Below are 19992 nucleotides of genomic sequence, written 5' to 3' on the forward strand. Positions count from 1 at the left end.
GAAAAGCGTGGGAGATCAAAGAGGGAGGCGTTTTCCTCCCTCTTTGGCGGTTTCGGCGGGGTGAATTAAGTGATCACTGCACGTGAGAAACCGAAATATTCTCGGTCAGATTTACGCCGCCCGTACAGCGGCATCTGTACAATTAATTACTGTCTTGACTCGTCCCGGTTTTAGGGCTGGAATTGCTCTCATCCCCTGCGCCAGCGGTCTTTGTATAGATGATCTTCTGGCTATCATTACCGCAATGCCCGACGACTTGTCCACCGGCCTGATCTGCCTGATCGTTTGGCACAATATCCAGTTTGAAACCTGACTCCGGCAAACCGTTAGCGACGATTTTCTGGGTGATATCCGCTTTTACAGTATCACAGGAAGCCTGGGCGACGAGCGGAGCCAGCATCACAACGGCAAGTCCGGCTAATAGTGTCTTTTTCATCATTCATTCCTTTTATGAAAATCACAGTATTAATGAGTTTAGCAGATTACGGCGCAAGTAACTGACGGCCTGTACGGCGGTCGAGGCAACGCTCAGTATTCTCTTCCCAATACGCATTAACGTTCTGGCTGGCGTTGCATTTATCACGCAGATCAACCGAGTTGTCGTACTTGGAATAATCTTTTTCTGCACGCTGATTTTTCAATGCGCGCAGGCGTTGGGTTTCATTCCATTGCTCTTTGCTCTGGCGTGCTTCTTCGTTGCTCATGGCGTCATTGCCGCTACCGCCAAAAACACAGGTCCCGCCCGCGCAGTTGGTGGCGGCCATTGCTGGCGCTTGCCAGGCTGCGGTCATGACCAGCAGGGCGACCGGCAATACGCTGCGGGTCAGTCGGGACATAAACGTTGTATTCATTAGCTCATCCTTATAATTTACACATCGCTCAGGCGAATATATCAAGTATAACATCCCGCTGATTGACGTCATCCTCTGACAGGAAACTGGTTGATTTCTTATTGAACCTCGGACTCTAAACCTGAAAATGATCATGCTCAAAACGTCTTTACTGTTCTTTGCGACTGCGCTGGCGGAAATCATCGGCTGCTTTCTGCCTTATCTCTGGCTGCGCAAAGGGGGCAGCGCATTGCTGCTGTTGCCTGCGGCGCTGAGTCTGGCGGCGTTTGTCTGGCTGCTGACGCTGCATCCGGCGGCCAGCGGGCGGGTGTATGCGGCTTACGGTGGGGTTTATGTGATGACCGCCATGTTGTGGCTGCGCTTTGTCGATGGCGTAAAACTCAGCACTACCGACTGGATCGGTGCCTGCGTAGCACTGGCCGGCATGCTTATCATCATTTCCGGCTGGAAAGCGGCTTAATGCGATAAATTATTGCGATAAACGTTCCATCATCACGATCACTTTCTGAATGACTATCTGCGCTGCGCGTGACAACTGACGGCGCGGAGCGACGCACAATGCCAGCGTCAGCGGTTTCGCCGTGCGGCCCTGCAAGGGGACAAATGCCAGCCGCTTTTCTTGCAAATCAGGTAAGACATCCAGCAGGCTGAGTACGCCGACACCGGCGCCTTTACGGATCAGTTCACGCATCATCCGTACGTCATTGCAGACGATCGACGGCGTTTCCAGCAACTGATAACGGTTATACAGCAGTTTGGCGCGGGCGTTGACCATCAGCGGTTCCGACGGAATGATCTGCCGGTAAGCCGCGATATCACTGAATGACAACGACACCTGCCGCGACAGCTCGTGCCCGACCGGCATCGCGATGCCAATCGGCAATTCCGCAAAGGCGCGCACTTCCAGCCCGGTGTGTTCGACCGGATCGAGCAGCAAACCGAAATCCACTTCTGCCGAACTGACCTGCTCGCTGATATTGCGGCTGTCTTCGATGCGGATATCAAATGTGAGATAGGGATGTTCTTTGCCCACTTCGGCAATCAGCTCCGCCACCATGCCTTCGCTGAGCGCGGCAATCATCGAGATGGTGACGTGTCCGCGGCGTAATCCCTGGATCTCATCGAATCTTTCACGGGTACGGGAAAATTCTTTTCGCCAGCGACGAATGTCATCGAACAGAATTTCACCCGCCGAGGTCAGCTTCAGCCCGGTCGGTAGACGCTCAAACAGCGGTGTTTCCAGCGTTTGTTCCGCCTGCAAAATCTGCCGGTTGATAGCCGAAGCCGAGACGTGCAGCACTTCGGCCGCTTTGCGCAAACTTCCTGTTCGGGCAACTTCCGTAAAATATTGCGAAAAACGGGAGAAGGGTGACATAGGTGTACTAATTTATGCAGTGAATAAGTGAGATATCTATTATGGACTGCATCACTCATTTTTCCTAGATTGTGCGATGCCCCTTTGTAAAACAATGTCCTCAGGTTGTTTAACGTACAAAGTGGCAATGACAGGGTTCGTCAAAACACGTTTTTAGCTCGTGTTCCGCTATCAGTACAGGCAGTGGGGCGAATTGTGGCATCCCTCACTGCGGGCGCGCGGGCGTGTTTTGAAAAACAATACTAATAACAAGCGTGCGCTATTTGATCGCCAGATGAAAAGTGATCACGCGACCAAGAGATTTCTTCTCATGTTAGAAAAAATATTTAAGTTAAAAGCTCACCGCACTAACGTGCGCACGGAGATTGTGGCAGGACTGACTACATTTTTAGCAATGGCATATATTCTGTTCGTTAACCCGTCTATTTTGGGCGCGACGGGTATGGATAAAGGTTCCGTTTTTGTCGCGACATGTCTTGCTGCCGCAATCGGTTCCGCACTGATGGGCTTCATTGCAAACTACCCGATCGCGCTGGCGCCGGGCATGGGATTAAACGCCTTTTTCACCTACACCGTCGTTTTGCACATGGGTTATACGTGGCAGATCGCGTTAGGTGCGGTGTTCCTTTCCGCCTGTATTTTCTTCGCGTTATCTATCTTTAAAATCCGTGAGTGGATCATCCGCAGTATCCCGCTGCCGTTGCGCTCGGCGATTGCCGCGGGTATCGGTTTATTCCTGGCGCTTATTGCGCTGGAAAACGCCGGTATCGTAATTGCAAATCCGGCCACGCTGGTAGGTTTGGGCGATCTGACCAAACCGGGTCCGCTGTTCGCCATGCTGGGCTTTATTCTGATCGTGGTACTTGAAGCGCGCAGAGTCACCGGTGCCGTGCTTATCGGCGTATTGGCCGTAACCGTACTGGCTATCGCGCTGGGTTATTCCGCATTTGGTGGGATCATGTCGATGCCGCCGTCTATCGCACCAACCTTTATGCAGCTCGATATCAAAGGCGCATTCAACGTGTCGCTGATAAGCGTTATCTTCGCATTCCTGTTTGTGGATGTGTTTGATAACTCCGGTACCCTGATTGGTGTCACCAAACGCGCAGGGCTGTCGGACGAAGACGGCAACATCCCGAAAATGGGTCGTGCGCTGGTGGCTGACAGTGCCGCTGCGCTGTTCGGTTCTTTACTCGGGACGTCAACCACGACCAGTTATATCGAATCAGCTGCGGGCGTGAGCGCCGGTGGACGTACAGGGCTGACGGCGATTGTGGTTGCCATTCTGTTCCTGCTGAGCCTGTTCTTCGCCCCGCTGGCCGGTAGCGTACCGGCTTTCGCCACTGCACCAGCGCTGCTGTTCATTGCGGTATTGATGACGTCAGGTCTGGCGGAGATTGACTGGAAAGACATCACTGTCGCCGCCCCGGTCACCGTGACTGCGCTGACCATGCCATTCACGTATTCCATTGCTAACGGCATCGCGTTCGGTTTCATCACCTGGACACTGTGCAAATTGCTGAGCGGCCGCTGGCGTGAGCTGAATTCCGCGCTGATCGTGCTGTCGATTTTGTTTGTAATCAAACTGGGCTGGCTGAGCGCGTAATTCGTAATCAGTGAGTGGAAGGGCGCGGGCAGGTTTGCCGCGCCTTTTTTGTTTATGGCCGTACCGGAGAAATAAAAAAAGCAGCCGAAGCTGCTTTTTTATTTTTCATTGCATTAAGGAAGCAAGATTACTCTTCGCGATGCACCTGCAAACCAGCGAGGGACTGGCTGACGGGCATCATTTCAATACTGTTGATGTTGACGTGCGCAGGCAGCGTTGAAACCCAGAAGACGGATTCGGCGACGTCTGCGGCGGTCAGCGGGTTGGTGTTGTCGTAGGTTTTGCTGACTTTCTCATCGTCACCTTTAAAGCGCACGCTGGAGAATTCAGTGCCGCCACACAGGCCCGGCTCAATGTTGGTGACACGCACGTGGGTGCCGTGCAGGTCGGTGCGCAGGTTCAGGCTGAACTGACGCACGAACGCTTTGGTGGCACCGTACACATTGCCGCCCGCGTACGGCCAGTTACCGGCGGTGGAGCCGATGTTGATCACGTGACCGATATTGCGTTCAACCATGCCCGGCAGAACGGCGCGGGTCATGTACACCAGACCTTTGGTATTGGTGTCGATCATTTTATCCCAGTCTTCCAGCGATGCTTTGTCGGCCTTTTCCAGACCGAGCGCCAGACCGGCATTGTTCACCAGCACGTCGATGTTGCGCCATTCTGCAGGCAGGCTGTCGATGGCATCCTGAATAGATGCGCGATTAGTGACGTCCAGTTCGACAGGGTACAACGCGTCTCCCAGTTCGGTTTTCAGATCATCCAGACGCTCTTTGCGGCGGCCGGTGGCAATGACTTTATGACCTTCTTTGACAAACTTACGTGCGATTTCTGCACCAAATCCGGCGGTGGCGCCGGTAACAAAAATAATCATCCCGGTATTCCTCTGTTTTAAGCAAAGTGCGCCTGTGGCACACAAAAAGACGCTGTCAGTATTAACACAAAAATAACGAGACCGGCAGGGTAAGCCGGTCTGCGTTGGTATCATTTTATTGCATTACTTTTGCAGATAAGGCGCGATCAGCGATAAATCCGCCGCAGAGAGGCGGTCTGACGCTGTCTGTGCCTGATGCCAGTAAGGATACAGTAACGGCAACTGGCTGACAGCATTGAGTTTTTCAGTCTCTTCTGTTGTGAGCGTGATGTCAGCCGCCTTCAGATTGTCTTGTAACTGGGTATCGTTGCGTGCGCCGACGATCACCGACGTCACCTGCGGTCGTGCAATCAGCCACGCCAGCGCGATTTGCGCCGCAGAGACGCCACGGGTTTCGGCGATGTCTACCAGCACATCCACCACGTCGTACAACGCATTTTCATCACGCACCGGCGGCTCGCCCCAGTCGGCCAGATGGCGGGTGCCTTCTGGCGCGGCCTGATTGCGACGATATTTGCCGGAGAGCAATCCACCGGCCAGCGGGCTCCAGACCAGCGTGCCCAGGCCCTGATCCTGCGCCGCAGGCAGTAATTCGTATTCGGCTTCGCGCGCCTGCAGGGTGTAATGGATTTGCTGGCTGACCGGGCGGATATAATGGCTGGCTTGCGCGACGCCCAGCGTTTTCATTACATGCCACGCGGAAAAGTTCGAGACACCCACGTAACGCACTTTACCGCTGCTGACTAAGTCATCGAGCGCGCGCAGTGTTTCTTCCAGCGGCGTCTGGCCATCCCACTGATGCAGCTGATACAAATCAAGATAGTCAGTGTTCAGACGCTTCAGGCTGGCTTCGCAGGCGCGCAGGATGTGATGACGCGATGAGCCGCGATCGTTCGGGCCATCGCCCATCGGGAAGCGGGCCTTACTGGCGATCAGCACGTCGATACGTTTGCCGCCCAGCGCTTTGCCAAGAATGACTTCAGATTCACCGCCTGAATAGACGTCGGCGGTGTCGAACAGGTTGATGCCTGCGTCGAGACACAGCCCGATCTGGCGTTGTGCGGTTTCGACGTCAGTCTGGCCGGTTTTGGCGAATTTCCCTTGTCCACCAAAGGTCATGGTGCCGAGGCTGAGAACTGAAACTTTCAGGCCGGAGTGGCCTAATAAGCGGTATTCCATGGTATTTCTCCATTTTTCGGATACTGAATTTCAGTCTGGCTGCGCCTTTATTTATCCGACGTAGCCGGTTGGGGTACAGATTCTTTTTTCTGTCGCAGTTCATCACCCGCTTTCTTATCCAGCGTCAGGCTGTCGAGCGTGCCTGCCAGCGAAAACACACCGATAATGATGAAAGCAATGTGGAACGTCCCCACCTGCAGCGGGTCGCTGGCGGGTAAAAAGTGTCCGGCAATGCGCAGCGAGAGCGCACCAATAGCAATGCCGAGGCCGGTGGACAACTGTTGTGCGGTGTTAAACAGCGTGTTGGCGCCGCCCATCTGCTCACCGGGAACCTGAGAAAATGCCAGCGTATTGAGCGCCGTGAACTGCATCGACCGGGTCATGCCGCTGGCGAACAGCAGTAACAACGTCAGCGCAGCGGGCACTTCGGGCGTTAACAGGGCGCAGGCAAAAATCGTCGCCGAATTTAGCAGGCCGTTAACCAGCATAATCGACTTAAAGCGGAAGCGGTGCAAAATCGCTGAAGTAAAAGGCTTCATCGCCAGATTTCCGGCAAATACTGAAAGCACCAGCAAACCCGCATCAAAGGCGCTCATGCCGTAACCCAGCTGGAACATCAGCGGCAGCAGGAATGGCAGGGCACCGATGGCGATACGAAACAGTGAACCACCGTAAATCGTGACAGCGTAACTTCTGATTTTCAGCGCCACCAGCGGCAGCAAAGGATGTGCCGTGCGCTTTGAATGCCATACCGCCAGCGCACCCGCAATCAGTGCGCCACCGACCATCACGACGGGTTTCCAGTCGATCTGACCTTCGTTGAATTTATCCAGCCCGAAGATCAGCCCCAGACAGGCCATGCCGGTGAGTACAAAACCGGTGACGTCAAACGGCACGCCTTTTTGCCCCGGTGCCTGCGGGATCAGCCTGCGGGCGAACAGCAGCGCCACCATCCCTAAAGGAACGTTGAGGATAAATATCCAGTGCCACGAGGCATAAGTGGTAATAAAACCGCCGAGCGGCGGTCCGAGGATCGGGGCGACCAGACCGGGCCAGGTAATGGTGGCTATCGCGCGGATCAAATCCGATTTTTGGGTATTTTTCAGCACCACCAAACGCCCGACGGGCACCATCAGTGCACCGGCAAAGCCCTGCAACATGCGCGCTGCGGTAAAGGTTCCGAGGCTGACGCTGGCGGAGCACAAAATGGAGGCGAGGGTGAAAAGAACAATCGCCAGCGAGAAGATATTGCGCGTGCCAAAGCGGTTAGCAATCCAGCCGCTGGCGGGAATAAACACCGTGAGCGTCAGAATATAAGCCGAGACGCCGATGTTCATGTCTACCGGATGCACGCCGAAGTCTTTCGCCATTTGCGGCAGTGCCGTGACGATCACCGTTGCATCGAGATTTTCCATGAAGAATGCCCCTGCGACCAGCAGCGGCAGCGCGGAACCCGGAGGCAGCGAGAATTTTTTGATGGGGAACAAGCTCATAGAAGGTAAGCGCGCTAATTAATCAGGCAAAGTCTGAGCATAGCGCATCGGGGTGAGGCGTCAATGACAGAAACGCCTTCCCCGCATAAGGAAGGCGTTTAAAAATCACTCCTCCGCCAGCCGTTCCCCCGTAGTGGCATCAAACAGATGAATGGCGTCGCTGTTGGCTTCGAGATACAGCGGCTGATCGGCGCTGACGCGCGCCCGACCGGCAAACTGAACGTGCAGCGGGAAGCCGCTCCAGTCGATGTGCAGCAGGCTGCTTTCGCCGGTGACTTCCAGCAGGCGCAGCGTCGCGGCGGGCTGGGCGCTGTGTTGCACCGGACGGAGATCGTGCGGGCGCAGGCCGAGCGTGACCGGCAGTCCTTCGCAATGCCGCGCCTGCAATGCCCATTTCTGCGGCAGCGCGAACCACAACTGTTCGCAGGTGACACCCGGCTTTCCATCGATGCTCTGGAACACGCCGCTGAGTAAGTTCATCGGCGGAGAGCCAATGAACCGTGCCACGAAGGTGTTTACCGGTTTATCGTAAATGGACAGCGGATCACCCTGTTGCACGATAAACCCGTCTTTCATCACCACGATATTGTCCGCCAGCGTCATCGCCTCTACCTGATCGTGCGTCACATACACCGTGGTGGTGCGAAACTGCTGATGCAGCGATTTGATTTCGGCGCGCAGCTCCATACGCAATTGTGCGTCGAGATTGGAGAGCGGTTCATCGAACAGAAACACTTTTGGATTACGCACCAGCGCGCGACCCATCGCCACGCGCTGACGCTGGCCGCCGGACAGATCTTTCGGTAAGCGTTTCAGCAGATGGTCAATGCCCAGCACTTTCGCCGCCTGCTGAACTTTCGCCTGCTGTTCGGCTTTCGGCACTTTTTTTACCTGCATATGGAACGCCATATTCTCGGCCACGGTCAGGTGCGGATAAAGCGCATAGCTTTGAAATACCATTGCGATGTCACGATCGGCGGGGTCGAAATTATTAATCTGCTGTTTATCGAGCAGAATGTCGCCGTCCGAAAGGGACTCCAGACCGGCCAGCAGGCGCAGCAGCGTCGATTTCCCACACCCGGACGGGCCGACCAGTACGGTGAAACTGCCGTCAGGAATGGTCAGATCCAGCGGTTTCAATACCTGCACTTTGCCATAACGTTTGGCGACTTTTACCAGTTCTACCAGAGCCATTTAGAGTTTCTCCACAAGGCCAAAAAGCGATTGCCAGTCAGGGTAACGGCGCGGGGAACTGCTGATCGCACAACCGGCGACGCGCACTCCCCATTGCAGCGCCGTGGCAGGCGGCAGGCCATAAATCAGCGCGGATAAAAATCCGGCATTAAAACTGTCTCCGGCACCGATGGTATCGACGACGTCCACCGGTTCGGCGTGCTGATGCAGGGTCAGCGCGGCTGACCACAAACGCGCACCTTCAGGCCCACATTTTGCAACACAAAAGGCACCGTCTGCCATCTGCGAAAGCAGGCGGTGAGCGGCGGCGTCGAGCGTGACGGCATCTGCCAACCCGAGCGTTTCGACTTCATTGAGCAGCAGTGCATCGCAGAACGGCAGCCAGTTTGCCGCCTCTTCGCGCAGCGCGTCGCTCCAGTCCTGCGGCGGCCAGCCACTGTCGACGGCGACGTGATAACCGCGCTGTTTAAGCGTGGACAGCAGCTGCGGATAGTCCGCGTACAGCGCGGTACACAGCCAGGTGCCGCAGAGCAGTACCCAGTCGCCGGGCTGTGCGGTTTGCGGTAACTGTCCGAGCACGTCCTGCATCGAAAGGCGAACGATATGCCCCTGATTGCTAAAGAATGTGCGTTCATGATCCGGATGCGTCACGCCGAAGGTCAGCGAGGTTTCGCAATCGGCGGTTGGCCAGCCGGGCGCGCTTTCTGGAAACAAACCCGCCAGCCAGCCGGTGAACTGATCGTTACCCAGATTGGCGACCAGACGGTGCGGCGTATCGAGCGCCGCCAGCGCCAGTGCACAGTTACCGGCGGATCCTCCGGGGCGCAGCGAACTGCTGTCGAGCATCGCTTCGGTGCCTTTTTTCGGCCACTCGTGCAGCGTGCTCATGATCAGATCCACGTTGATATTACCGACCACGAACAGCGTGGCGGATGAGTCAGGTTTCTTCATTCTTGTCACGTTTCCCATGGGCTTACCCCTTGCTGCCGCCAGCGGTTAACCCGCTGACCAGTGTTTTTTGCAGCCAGAGTGCAATAAAGAGCGGCGGAATGGCCGCAAGAATGCCGACGGCGGCAATCAGCCCGTCATCGGTGGCGCGCCCGGCGGTGAAACCGGCGATGGTGACCGGCAACGTCTGGGCGTCGATGTTGTTGGTAAACAGCAGCGCGTAGAAGAATTCATCCCACGCCAGCAGCCAGCCAAACATCGCCGAAGCACCGAGCGCCGGTTTCGCCAGCGGCAGCGTAATGCGCAGCAGCACCTGCCAGTAACGCAGCCCGTCGAGGCGTGCCGCCTGTTCGATGTCAATCGGCAGGGCGTCGAACTGGTTTTTCAGCATCCATGTCAGAAACGGCAGGATCATCGAGCAATACACCAGAATCAGCCCGAGATGCGTATTGAGCAGCGAAAGCTGTTGCAGGATGAAGTACAGCGGCAGAACGAACGCCACCGGCGGCACCATGTAAATCGCCAGACTGCCGAACAACCAGCCGTCACGGCCAGGATAGCGCGAGAAACTGTACGCCGCCGGAATGGCCAGCAGCAGGGAGATGAGCGTTGCACCGCAGGCGACCAGCAGGCTGTTGCCGAGCGCGTGTAAGAACAGCGCGCCTGGCTGCCCGGTCTGCAAAGTCAGCAGGCTGGCGTAACGGCTGAAATCCCAGTGGCGCGGCAGCCATTCCAGCGGAATGCGGGTCAGATCGGCCGCCGAGCTGACGCTCATCAGGAACATCCACACCAGTGGCGCAAGGATCGACGCGGCCAGAACCAGCGCGGCGAGATAGCGCAGAATAAGCCGGATTTTCTGTTTCATTCGACGCTCCCTGAACGGCGCTGACGCAGCAGCATCACCATGTAAATCAAAATGAGCAGGGCACAAATCAGCGTCATGAGTATCGCGTAAGCGGCACCGCTGCCTGCGCGCAGATAACTGAAGGATTCCTGATAGACAAAGAAACTGACGGTTTTGGTGCTGTCGAGCGGGCCGCCGCGGGTCATGACATAAATGATGTCGAAGATTTTAAACGCGTCAATGGTGCGCAGAATCAGCGCCACTGCCAGCGGTGCGGCAATGGCCGGTAAAGTGATTTTACGAAAACGCCTGAACGCGGATGCGCCGTCCAGACGCGCTGCTTCAAACAAATCCTCCGGTATCGTCTGCAACGCCGCCAGCACCAGCAGGGTGATCAGCGGATAGTTCTTCCAGATATCCGCGAACATCACGGCGTTAATGGCCGATGACGGGTCACCGAGCCAGCTGCGGTAAGTGTCGATCAGGCCAAGCTGCGTGAGCAGGGCGTTGATGCTGCCGTAATCGGGATTGAAATTCAGCCGCCACATGGTGGCGTTGACGATAGTCGGCAGCGCCCACGGCAAAATCACCAGGACGCGCAGGGCGCTGCGCCCCCAAAACTGCTGATTAAGCAGCAGGGCAACCAGCACACCGATAAAGCCTTCAATGATCACTGAGACCACGGTGAAATAGAGCGTGCGCCAGAGTGCTGCGCGAAAATCCGGATCGGTCAGTGCGTAAAGAAAGTTGTCGCTGCCCACCCAGTTGGGCGCAGAGCCGTCACCGATAAGTCCGGCGTCGGTAAAGCTGAGCCACAGCGTGCGGGCCAGCGGCCAGGCGGTCAGCAGGAACATCATCAGCAGCATCGGCGCGAGGAGCACCCAGGCCTGACGACGTTCACGTTGCGGTAATGTAAGCATGCTTGATTCCCGGCCCGTCATCATGAGGAGATGACGGGCTGTAGTGTTGGCTTAAGAGTATGGTTTAAAGCAATTAACGTAAACGGTCGGCGGCTTTGGTTGCGGCTTCCATACCGTCTTGCGCCGGGGTTTTCCCCTGCAATACCGCCTGAATGTTTTGCTGCAAAATGTTCGACAAACGGGAGTAATCCGCCGTCACCGGACGCGACAACATCACATTTAGCGACGTTTTAGCGGCGGCGATCAGCTGTTCCTGATCTTTCTGCACGGCCGGATCGTCATAAGAGGATTTCCAGATTGGCAGGCTCAGTTTGGCGTATTTGTTCTGCACCGGCTGGGAAGTCATGTAGCTGATAAATTCCCACGCCTGATCCGGATGCGCACTGGCTTTGGCGATGCCCAGCCCCATCGAACCGTTGACGCCGGATGCGCCGCCCGCTTCACCCCCCGGAGCCGGAACTACGCCAACGTCACCCGCCACTTTGCTCTGTTTCGGGTCATTGGCCATGTTGTACATGTACGTCCAGTTCAGCGCGAACGCCGCATCGCCGTTGGAGAAGGATTTACGCACATCCTCTTCCAGATACTCGCGAGAGTTCGGGTTGGTCAGCCCTTTATCCAGCGTCTCTTTCATGTAGTTGATGGCTTTCATGGCGCCGGAATTCGTGAAGTTAAGCTTTCCGTCTTTATAGAAATCGCCTTTGAAGGCGGAGACGAGCGTGGTGTAGTCGCACAGCAGCGCTTCAGACTGCGACCAGCTCCACACCAGCGGATACTTGACGATGCCTTTTTCTTTCAGGATAGCCGACTGCTTCTCAACATCAGCCCAGGTTGCCGGTGGCGTCGTGATCCCGGCTTTTGCCAGCATGGCTTTGTTGTAATAGAGATATTTGGTGTCGAGGATCCACGGCATACCCCAGCGTTTATCTTTGTAGGTCACGGTAGAAATGGCACCGTCGAAGATCTTGTTGCTTTCCTCTGCAGGAATACGCGCAGTGACGTCCTGCAACAGGCCATATTTGTTGAATTCGGCAGGCCAGATAGCATCGAACAGTACCACGTCATACCCTTTGTCACCGGCACCGCGTGCTGCGACGATTTTGTCGTGCAACGCTTCGTACGGCACAAACTCCAGATTCACTTTGATGTCCGGATGCAGCCTGGTGAAATCAGCAGTCATCGCGCGGATATCCGCTTCGCTGTACGCCGCCTGAGTCATAAACAAGGCGCTGAGGGTGGTGTCCGCCAAAACGCTGGCCGAATAACCGAAAGTAAGGGCAGAAAGGGCGCACAGGGTCGCCGCTGGGGTAAGTCGCAGGCTCATCGTCATTCTCCGAAACAGGGTTAAATTTATTAAATCAATTTGATTGCTTTAATCGGCTAAAAAAAATGGGAAGGCATATTTCTGCCAGTCCCTGCGTCCCTGCCGGATTGTGCTACTGGGTCTGAAGGTGAATCTCAAAAACGTCTGCAAGTGAATAGTGACTGGCGATTATTATTAACATGCCAATAACATTCAAAGCTGTGATGACACCGTCAAATTCATATACTGATATTTATAAAATCAATTTGATTGCTGTAATCACTCTCCGCATACTGCCCGCAAGGTCTTCACCGTGGAGAGGGATGTGATTACAACGTCGGGTACCAATCTTGAGCACGCCCGTGCTCACAATCGTCGGGTCGTGATTGAAGCTATTCGCCTCAACGGTGAGCTGACCCGCGCCGAAATTGCCCGGCTGACGTCGCTCACGCCACAAACCGTGTCTAACATCGCCACCGAGCTCGAACAGGCGGGGATCCTCTCCTCCCACCTGCCGCGCCGCGCGGGCGGACGTGGTCAACCAGCAACGCCACTGACACTCAATCCTGACAGCGCCTATTCCATCGGCATCCATCTTGATCATCAGTCGCTGCTGATTGTGCTGGTCGATCTCACCGGAACGGTCCGCTTTCGCAGTCTGATCCGGGTACAGAAACCGCAGCCAGAGCCCACGCTGGCTCTGATTGATCAGGTACTGCAAGAAATGCGCCAACAGGTAAAAATTGACTGGCGGAAAATGTTGGGCATAGGCGTGGTGATGCCGGGACCGTTCGGCGTGGAGGGGATTTCCTCACAAGGCCCGACCACGCTGCACGGTTGGGACGACGTTGATATCGAAGCCCATTTGAGCGCGGCAACGGGCTGGCCCGTGACCCTTGAAAATGATGCCACCGTGGCAGCCATCGGCGAGCGTTTTCACGGCGTGGCCAAGCAATTATCGTCCTTTGTCTATTTGTATATCGGCACCGGTCTGGGCGCAGGCATCTTCACAGACGGTCGAATTTACACCGGTCATGCACACAATGCGGGCGAGGTCGGCCACATTGTGGTGCAACCGGGCGGTCGCGAATGCTATTGCGGCAACAAAGGTTGCCTCGAACGTTACCTTTCTTTGCAGGCGGCTTACGAAGCTTGCGGCCTGGATCCGGCTTCAGCGATGCCGGAAGACCTTCTGAATGTTGATGAAAAACGCTTCGGTCAATGGCTGGATACTGCCGTTGAACCCGCCTGTCAGGCCATCAATATCATGGAATGTGTGTTCGACGCGCAGTGCGTGATCATCGGCGGCACCATGCCGAAACCGCTGGTGGAGAAGCTGATTCAGCGCCTGACGCCGCTCTACAACTCGGTGCGCAGCCGTTATCCGCAGAACGCGCGTATCCGCCTGGGGATGTCCGGCAGTGACACCGCCGCACTCGGCGCCGCCGCGTTGCCCATCTTCGATGAATTCAATCCGCAGTACGAGGTATTGCTGAAGTAAAACTCCCCGCCGTAAAAACATCCAAACGGTCTGACCGATTGGTCAGATTTGGCATAAGCTTTGCAAATGTTCTGTTATCAGTCATCAATCAGAATGTTGCAGAAAAGGGCTATGCCATGAGTCAAATCATCACCCGTGCGGTTCGCGGAAACTTCTTTGATATCCGTGAACCGGTGTTAAATCCGCACGAACTCGAGGCGCAGGTGCGCTATATCGAAGACGGACTGATGCTGCTGAGCGGCGGGCATATCGTCTGGCTGGGCGACGGGCGGGAAGGCGAGGGGAAGCTGGCGCAGGCGCGGCAGACTGCCGGTCTGGAAATAGATGATTATCGCGATAAGCTTATCGTACCGGGCTTTGTCGATACCCATATCCACTATCCGCAAACCGAAATGATCGGTGCTTACGGCGAGCAATTGCTCGAATGGCTGCAGCGCTACACGTTCCCCACTGAACAGCAATATCACTGCGCGGATTACGCCAGGCGCATGTCGAAATTCTTCATCGAACAGTTATTACTTAACGGCACCACCACCGCGCTGGTCTTCGGCACCGTGCACCCGCAGTCGGTCGATGCGCTGTTTAAAGAAGCGTCCGACATCAACATGCGGCTGGTGGCGGGCAAAGTGATGATGGATAAAAACGCTCCCGACGGGCTGCTGGAAACGCCGGAACAGAGCGAAGCTGATACGCGTGAGCTCATCGCGCGCTGGCACAACCGTCAGCGGTTGAGTTACGCGCTGACGCCGCGCTTTGCGCCGACATCCTCACCAGAGTTGCTGCAAAAAGTCCGCCTCCTGAAAGAGGAATTCCCGGACGTTTATCTGCATACCCATCTCAGCGAAAACGTCGCGGAGCTGTCCTGGGTGAAGGAGATGCACCCGGCGCATCAGCACTATCTGGATGTCTACCATCAGTACGGCCTGACCGGTGAACGTTGCGTGTTTGCGCACTGTCTGCATCTGGATGACAGCGAGTGGGATTGCCTGCACGACACCGATTCCACCATCGCCTTCTGCCCGACCTCCAACCTGTTTCTTGGCAGCGGCCTGTTCAATTTGCAGAAATCCTGGGAGAAACAGATCCGCGTCGGTATGGGCACTGACGTCGGCGCAGGCACCACCTTCAACATGCTGGAAACGCTGTCGGAAGCTTATAAGGTCGGGCAACTGCAACGTTACCGCTTATCCGCCTTTGAAGCGTTTTATCACGCCACGCTCGGCGGCGCGCGGGCGCTGCACCTCGATGACAAAATCGGGAATTTCAATGCCGGTAAAGAGGCGGATTTCGTGGTGCTCGAGCCGGGCGTCAGCGCACTGCAAAAACTGCGCGCCGCTAACAGCGAAACGCTGGCCGAAAAATTGTTTGTGCTGATGACCCTTGGTGACGACCGCAACGTGTTCTGCACCTACATCGACGGCGAACTGGCCTACGCGAGGGAACGTTCATGATGAATAACGAATCGGGCGGCAAAATCCGCCTGGCACGCGAGCGTACGCTGGAAAATATTCACGCGGCAGCGATTGCGGAATTCAGTGAAAAGGGCTTTCAGGGGGCGACCACGCAGGCCATCGCCCGGCGGGCCGGACTTAAGAAAGCTCAGCTGCATTACTACATCGCCGGTAAAGAGGAATTGTACGAAGAGCTGCTGCAAAAGGTGCTGAAAGTCTGGGGTGACATCATCCAGTTCGACCCGACACTCAGCGAACCGGACGCGGTGCTTAGCCGGTATATCCGCAACAAGCTGAACTTCTCCTTTGACCAGCCTGAGCTTTCGCGCATTTTCACCAGCGAGGTGCTGGGCGGCGGGCACTATTTGCACAAATACTGGCCGCAGGCGACGGCGAACATTACCGGCAAGGAAAACCTGATCCAGGGATGGATCGCCCAGCAGAAAATCCGTCCGCTGGATGCGCGACTGTTCATCATGCACATCTGGGCGGTGACGCAGTATTACGCGGATTTTGCGGTGCAGGTGAAGCATATGTACGGAGATTTTGAAGGCGATAACGCAGCGCGCGAGCACATCATTGCAGAAGTCACCACGCTGATTTTGAACGGCTGTAAAAAGGGAGAAGGCGCATGATCCAATTTTTAATGAACGGCAGGATCCACACCGAAAACAGTCTTCCGGCCGATACCACGGTATTGCAGTACCTGCGGCAGAACGCTGGTCGCTGCGGCACCAAGGAAGGTTGTGCATCCGGTGATTGCGGCGCGTGCACGGTAGTGCTGGCTGAACCGCAAGGCGATGCGCTCAACTACCGCACGGTCAACGCCTGCCTGACGTTTATGCCTGCGGTCCATGGAAAACAGCTGATCACCGTGGAAGATTTGAAACATCGCGGCGAACTGCATCACGTCCAGCAGGCGATGGTGGAAAATCACGCCTCGCAGTGCGGTTTTTGCACGCCGGGATTTGTCATGTCGTTGTTCGCTTTAGAAAAAAAAGTTGCGCTGGAAAATCAACGCCAGGTATTTGATGTTGAACACACGCAGCAGGCGCTTTCCGGCAATCTTTGTCGCTGCACCGGCTATCGCCCGATCATGGCGGCGGCGAAAGACATCTGCCAGCAGCCGCAGGCCGATCAGTTTGATGCGGATGCGCTGAATACGCTGCAAAAACTGCGCGCGATGTCTGCCAGTGAAGAACCGACTGATATCGAACAGCTGGCGCAGTTATTTTGCGCAGAGCCGGATGCGCGTCTGGTGGCTGGCGGCACCGACCTGGCGCTGGAGGTCACACAACGCTTCCAGCGGCTGCCGAAACTGATTTCCCTCAGCCATATCGATGCCCTCAAAGAGATTACGCTGACCGGTCAGGCTATTCATATTGGCGCAGCGGCCACCCTCAGCCAGTGTTTGCCGGTGCTGCGCGAAGAGTTTCCCGAATTCGGCCATCTGCTCGAACGCTTTGCATCGGAGCAGATCCGCAATCAGGGCACATTCGGTGGAAATATTGCCAATGCGTCGCCTGTCGGTGACGGCGGCCCGGTCTTGCTGGCACTGGGTGCTACGCTGCTGCTGCGGCTTGGCTCGCAGCAACGCGAATTGCCGCTGGATCAGTTTTTCCTCGGTTACCGCAAAACGGCTTTGCAGCCTGGTGAGTTGATCGAGCAAATCCGCATTCCGCGTTCGACCTCAGCGGCGCGTCAGCTGCGGGTGTATAAAGTCTCGAAACGGCTTGAAGACGATATTTCAGCGGTGTGCGCCGCGCTGCATATCGAAGTGGAAAACGGCGTGGTCATCCATGCCAGTATTGCTTTTGGCGGAATGGCGGAAGTGGCGAAGCGTGCGTCCGGCTGTGAGGCACAACTTCTCGGTCAGCCGTGGCAGACCGCGACAATTGAGCGTGCGTGTCAGGCGCTGGAACGGGATTTCACGCCGATCAGCGATTTTCGTGCCAGCCGCGAATACCGCATACAGGTGGCAAAAAATCTGCTGCGCCGCTGTCACATCGAAATGACCTCTCCTGAAACGCTGATGCGGGTAACTCACTATGTCTGAATCCAAACCTGAACTTTCGCAACAGCAGATGGAAGCGCTGTTCCGCGCCGGTTTACAAAGCGGTGTCGGAAAAAGTCAGCGTCACGAAAGCGCCGATAAACACGTCAGCGGCGAGGCCGTATACGTGGATGATCGTCTGGAATTTCCCAATCAGTTACATCTTGTGCCGCTGCTCAGCCCGCATGCACACGCCGATATTGTGCATATCGATACCGAACCTTGTTATGCCGTGCCCGGCGTGGTGCGGGTGATGACGGCAGAAGATGTGCCGGGCAATCTGGATATCGCACCTCTGACCCATGGCGATCCGCTGATGGCTCTGGGCCGCGTGGAGTACGTGGGGCAGATAGTGCTGGTGGTTGCTGCCACGTCGATGGAGGCTGCCCGCGCCGCCGTCGCGCTGGCGAAAGTGGAGTATCAGGTGCGTGATGCTGTGCTGACCATTAAACAGGCGCTGTCGCTTGAACATTACGTCGAGGAACCCCATCAGCATAAACGCGGCGACGCGCAGATGGCGCTGGCCTCAGCGAAACATCGTTTGCAGGGCGAGCTGGAAATCGGTGGTCAGGAGCACTTTTATCTGGAAACGCAGATTGCCTCGGTGATGCCTGGTGAAGACGGCGCGATGCTGGTGTACAGCTCGACGCAGCACCCGACCGAAGTGCAAAAGCTGGTCGCGTCGGTGCTGGGTTTGCCCATGCACAAAGTGGTGGTGGATATGCGCCGCATGGGCGGTGGGTTTGGCGGTAAAGAAACCCAGGCGGCGGGCACGGCCTGTCTGGCAGCGCTGGCGGCACATCTCACCGGACGTCCGGCGAAAATGCGGCTGGCGCGGCAGGACGACATGCTGATCACCGGTAAACGCCATCCGTTTCACGTCAGCTACGATGTGGGTTTTGATGACGACGGCGTGATCCACGGCATCGACATCAAACTGGCCGCCAACTGTGGCTATTCGCTGGATTTGTCCGGTTCTATCGTCGATCGCGCTATGTTCCATTCCGACAACGCCTATTACCTCGGTGATGCGATGATCACCGGCTATCGTTGTAAAACCAATATGGCGTCGAACACCGCTTACCGCGGATTTGGCGGCCCACAGGGGATTGTGGCGATCGAGCATATCGTCGATCACATTGCCCGCGAGCTGGCGTTAGATCCGCTGACAGTACGCAAGAACAACTACTACGGACAGGAAACCCGCAACGTCACACATTATCATCAGCCCATCGGGCAAAACCTGTTGCAGGAAATGACGCAGCAGCTGGAAGAGAGTGCGGAATACGCCGCCAGACGTGACGCTGTCACTGAATTTAATCGTGTAAATCCGTATCTGAAGAAAGGTCTGGCGCTGACGCCGGTGAAATTCGGCATCTCATTCACCGCCAGCTTTCTTAACCAGGCCGGGGCGCTGGTGCTGGTCTACACCGACGGCAGTATCCAGCTCAACCACGGCGGCACCGAAATGGGTCAGGGGCTGAATACCAAAGTGGCACAGGTTGTCGCCGAGGTCTTTCAGGTGGATATCAGCCGTATCCAGATAACCGCCACCGACACCGGCAAAGTGCCGAATACCTCGCCGACCGCCGCGTCATCGGGTGCCGATCTCAACGGCAAAGCCGCGCAAAATGCTGCTGAAATTATCAAAGGGCGGATGGTGGAGATGCTGATGCGCGTCCACGATGGGGCTGAAACTGACGTGAAATTCAGCAACGGTCAGGTAAGAGTGAAAGATCTGTATTTCAGTTTTGAGCAGGTCGCCACTCAGTGCTGGCTCAATCAGGTGCCGCTTTCCAGCACCGGCTATTACAAAACGCCGAAAATTTTCTACGATCGCAGCAAAGCGGCCGGGCATCCGTTCTATTACTTCTCCTACGGGGCGGCCTGCGCCGAAGTCCTGGTGGATACGCTGACCGGTGAATACAAACTGCTGCGCGCCGATATCCTGCACGATGTCGGAGATTCGCTGAATCCGGCCATTGATATCGGGCAGGTTGAGGGCGGATTCGTGCAAGGCATGGGCTGGCTGACCACCGAAGAACTGGTGTGGAATGATAAAGGGCGGCTGATGACCAGCGGTCCGGCGGCTTACAAAATTCCGGCAATCGGTGACATTCCGCAGGACCTGCGCGTGAAGCTGGTCGAGAATCGCAAGAACCCGGAAGACACGGTGTTCCATTCCAAAGCCGTCGGGGAACCGCCGTTTATGCTCGGCGTTTCGGTCTGGTGCGCAATCAAAGACGCAGTGGCCAGTCTTGCCGATTATCGCGTCCACCCGCACATCGATGCGCCTGCCACGCCTGAACGGGTGCTCAGCGGTGTGAATCAGCTGCGATTTTCAGGTGACGTTGTCACGAATATCGTTGATAAAATGGTCAGCTAACGGAGTTTCTC

18 protein-coding genes are annotated in these 19992 nt (G+C 56.1%); 7 read left to right on the top strand and 11 right to left on the bottom strand.

Annotated elements, in window-relative coordinates; translation table 11 throughout:
• Positions 1-142: 142 nt before the first annotated feature.
• Entirely contained in the window at positions 143-436 is a 294-nt protein-coding gene (locus I2123_RS12620; protein WP_112167808.1) for a DUF1161 domain-containing protein, read from the bottom strand.
• A 46-nt stretch (positions 437-482) separates the two neighbouring features.
• Complete coding sequence (locus I2123_RS12625) at positions 483-851, bottom strand: DUF1283 family protein (protein ID WP_213050603.1); 369 nt, start codon at positions 849-851, stop codon at positions 483-485.
• 133 nt (positions 852-984) lie between these two features.
• On the opposite strand from I2123_RS12625, the gene I2123_RS12630 reads away from it, so the two are divergent.
• Positions 985-1311, top strand: coding sequence for a YnfA family protein (locus I2123_RS12630; protein WP_112167806.1), 327 nt, complete (start codon positions 985-987; stop codon positions 1309-1311).
• A 9-nt stretch (positions 1312-1320) separates the two neighbouring features.
• On the opposite strand, the gene I2123_RS12635 is transcribed toward I2123_RS12630, so the two are convergent.
• Positions 1321-2226 (bottom strand): LysR family transcriptional regulator, encoded by a 906-nt coding sequence (locus I2123_RS12635; RefSeq protein WP_112167805.1) that lies wholly within the window; start codon positions 2224-2226, stop codon positions 1321-1323.
• 310 nt (positions 2227-2536) lie between these two features.
• On the opposite strand from I2123_RS12635, the gene I2123_RS12640 reads away from it, so the two are divergent.
• Complete coding sequence (locus tag I2123_RS12640; RefSeq protein WP_112167804.1) at positions 2537-3832, top strand: NCS2 family permease; 1296 nt, start codon at positions 2537-2539, stop codon at positions 3830-3832.
• A 127-nt stretch (positions 3833-3959) separates the two neighbouring features.
• Here I2123_RS12640 and ydfG read toward each other — a convergent pair whose 3' ends face one another.
• The 8 genes from ydfG to I2123_RS12680 all read right to left on the bottom strand — a co-directional run bounded on the left by ydfG (position 3960) and on the right by I2123_RS12680 (position 12611).
• Entirely contained in the window at positions 3960-4709 is a 750-nt protein-coding gene (ydfG, locus tag I2123_RS12645) for a bifunctional NADP-dependent 3-hydroxy acid dehydrogenase/3-hydroxypropionate dehydrogenase YdfG (protein WP_213050604.1), read from the bottom strand.
• Positions 4710-4832: 123 nt separating this feature from the next.
• Complete coding sequence (locus I2123_RS12650) at positions 4833-5888, bottom strand: aldo/keto reductase (RefSeq protein ID WP_213050605.1); 1056 nt, start codon at positions 5886-5888, stop codon at positions 4833-4835.
• Between the two features lie 47 nt (positions 5889-5935).
• Positions 5936-7381: an MFS transporter gene (locus I2123_RS12655; RefSeq protein ID WP_213050606.1), complete on the bottom strand. Its 1446-nt coding sequence runs from the start codon at positions 7379-7381 to the stop codon at positions 5936-5938.
• Between the two features lie 105 nt (positions 7382-7486).
• The gene (locus I2123_RS12660; protein ID WP_112167800.1) at positions 7487-8575 is read right to left on the bottom strand and encodes an ABC transporter ATP-binding protein; all 1089 of its coding nucleotides are present in this window, start codon (positions 8573-8575) and stop codon (positions 7487-7489) included.
• Positions 8576-9544 (bottom strand): carbohydrate kinase family protein, encoded by a 969-nt coding sequence (locus I2123_RS12665; protein WP_420834335.1) that lies wholly within the window; start codon positions 9542-9544, stop codon positions 8576-8578.
• Positions 9545-9548: 4 nt separating this feature from the next.
• The gene (locus I2123_RS12670; protein ID WP_112167798.1) at positions 9549-10388 is read right to left on the bottom strand and encodes a carbohydrate ABC transporter permease; all 840 of its coding nucleotides are present in this window, start codon (positions 10386-10388) and stop codon (positions 9549-9551) included.
• Complete coding sequence (locus tag I2123_RS12675) at positions 10385-11287, bottom strand: carbohydrate ABC transporter permease (protein WP_213050607.1); 903 nt, start codon at positions 11285-11287, stop codon at positions 10385-10387. The genes I2123_RS12670 and I2123_RS12675 overlap by 4 nt, the downstream gene beginning before the upstream one ends.
• A 73-nt stretch (positions 11288-11360) precedes the next feature.
• Entirely contained in the window at positions 11361-12611 is a 1251-nt protein-coding gene (locus I2123_RS12680) for an extracellular solute-binding protein (RefSeq protein WP_112167796.1), read from the bottom strand.
• Positions 12612-12918: 307 nt separating this feature from the next.
• Between I2123_RS12680 and I2123_RS12685 the strand changes: the two genes are divergently transcribed.
• The 5 genes from I2123_RS12685 (at position 12919) to xdhB (ending at position 19981) form a co-directional block, all read left to right on the top strand.
• A complete protein-coding gene (locus I2123_RS12685) occupies positions 12919-14091 on the top strand; it encodes an ROK family transcriptional regulator (protein WP_208640470.1) in 1173 nt (390 codons plus the stop codon).
• A 116-nt stretch (positions 14092-14207) separates the two neighbouring features.
• On the top strand, positions 14208-15542 hold the full coding sequence (guaD, locus tag I2123_RS12690) for a guanine deaminase (protein WP_213050608.1): 1335 nt from the start codon (positions 14208-14210) through the stop codon (positions 15540-15542).
• Positions 15539-16177, top strand: coding sequence for a TetR family transcriptional regulator C-terminal domain-containing protein (locus I2123_RS12695; protein ID WP_112167793.1), 639 nt, complete (start codon positions 15539-15541; stop codon positions 16175-16177). Before guaD ends, I2123_RS12695 begins: the two co-directional genes overlap by 4 nt.
• Positions 16174-17598, top strand: coding sequence for a xanthine dehydrogenase small subunit (gene xdhA, locus I2123_RS12700; RefSeq protein ID WP_213050609.1), 1425 nt, complete (start codon positions 16174-16176; stop codon positions 17596-17598). Before I2123_RS12695 ends, xdhA begins: the two co-directional genes overlap by 4 nt.
• Positions 17591-19981, top strand: coding sequence for a xanthine dehydrogenase molybdopterin binding subunit (gene xdhB, locus I2123_RS12705; protein ID WP_213050610.1), 2391 nt, complete (start codon positions 17591-17593; stop codon positions 19979-19981). The genes xdhA and xdhB overlap by 8 nt, the downstream gene beginning before the upstream one ends.
• The last annotated feature ends 11 nt before the right edge of the window (positions 19982-19992 follow it).

The organism is Rahnella inusitata (assembly GCF_018288855.1).
Taxonomy (GTDB): Bacteria; Pseudomonadota; Gammaproteobacteria; order Enterobacterales; family Enterobacteriaceae; genus Rahnella; species Rahnella inusitata.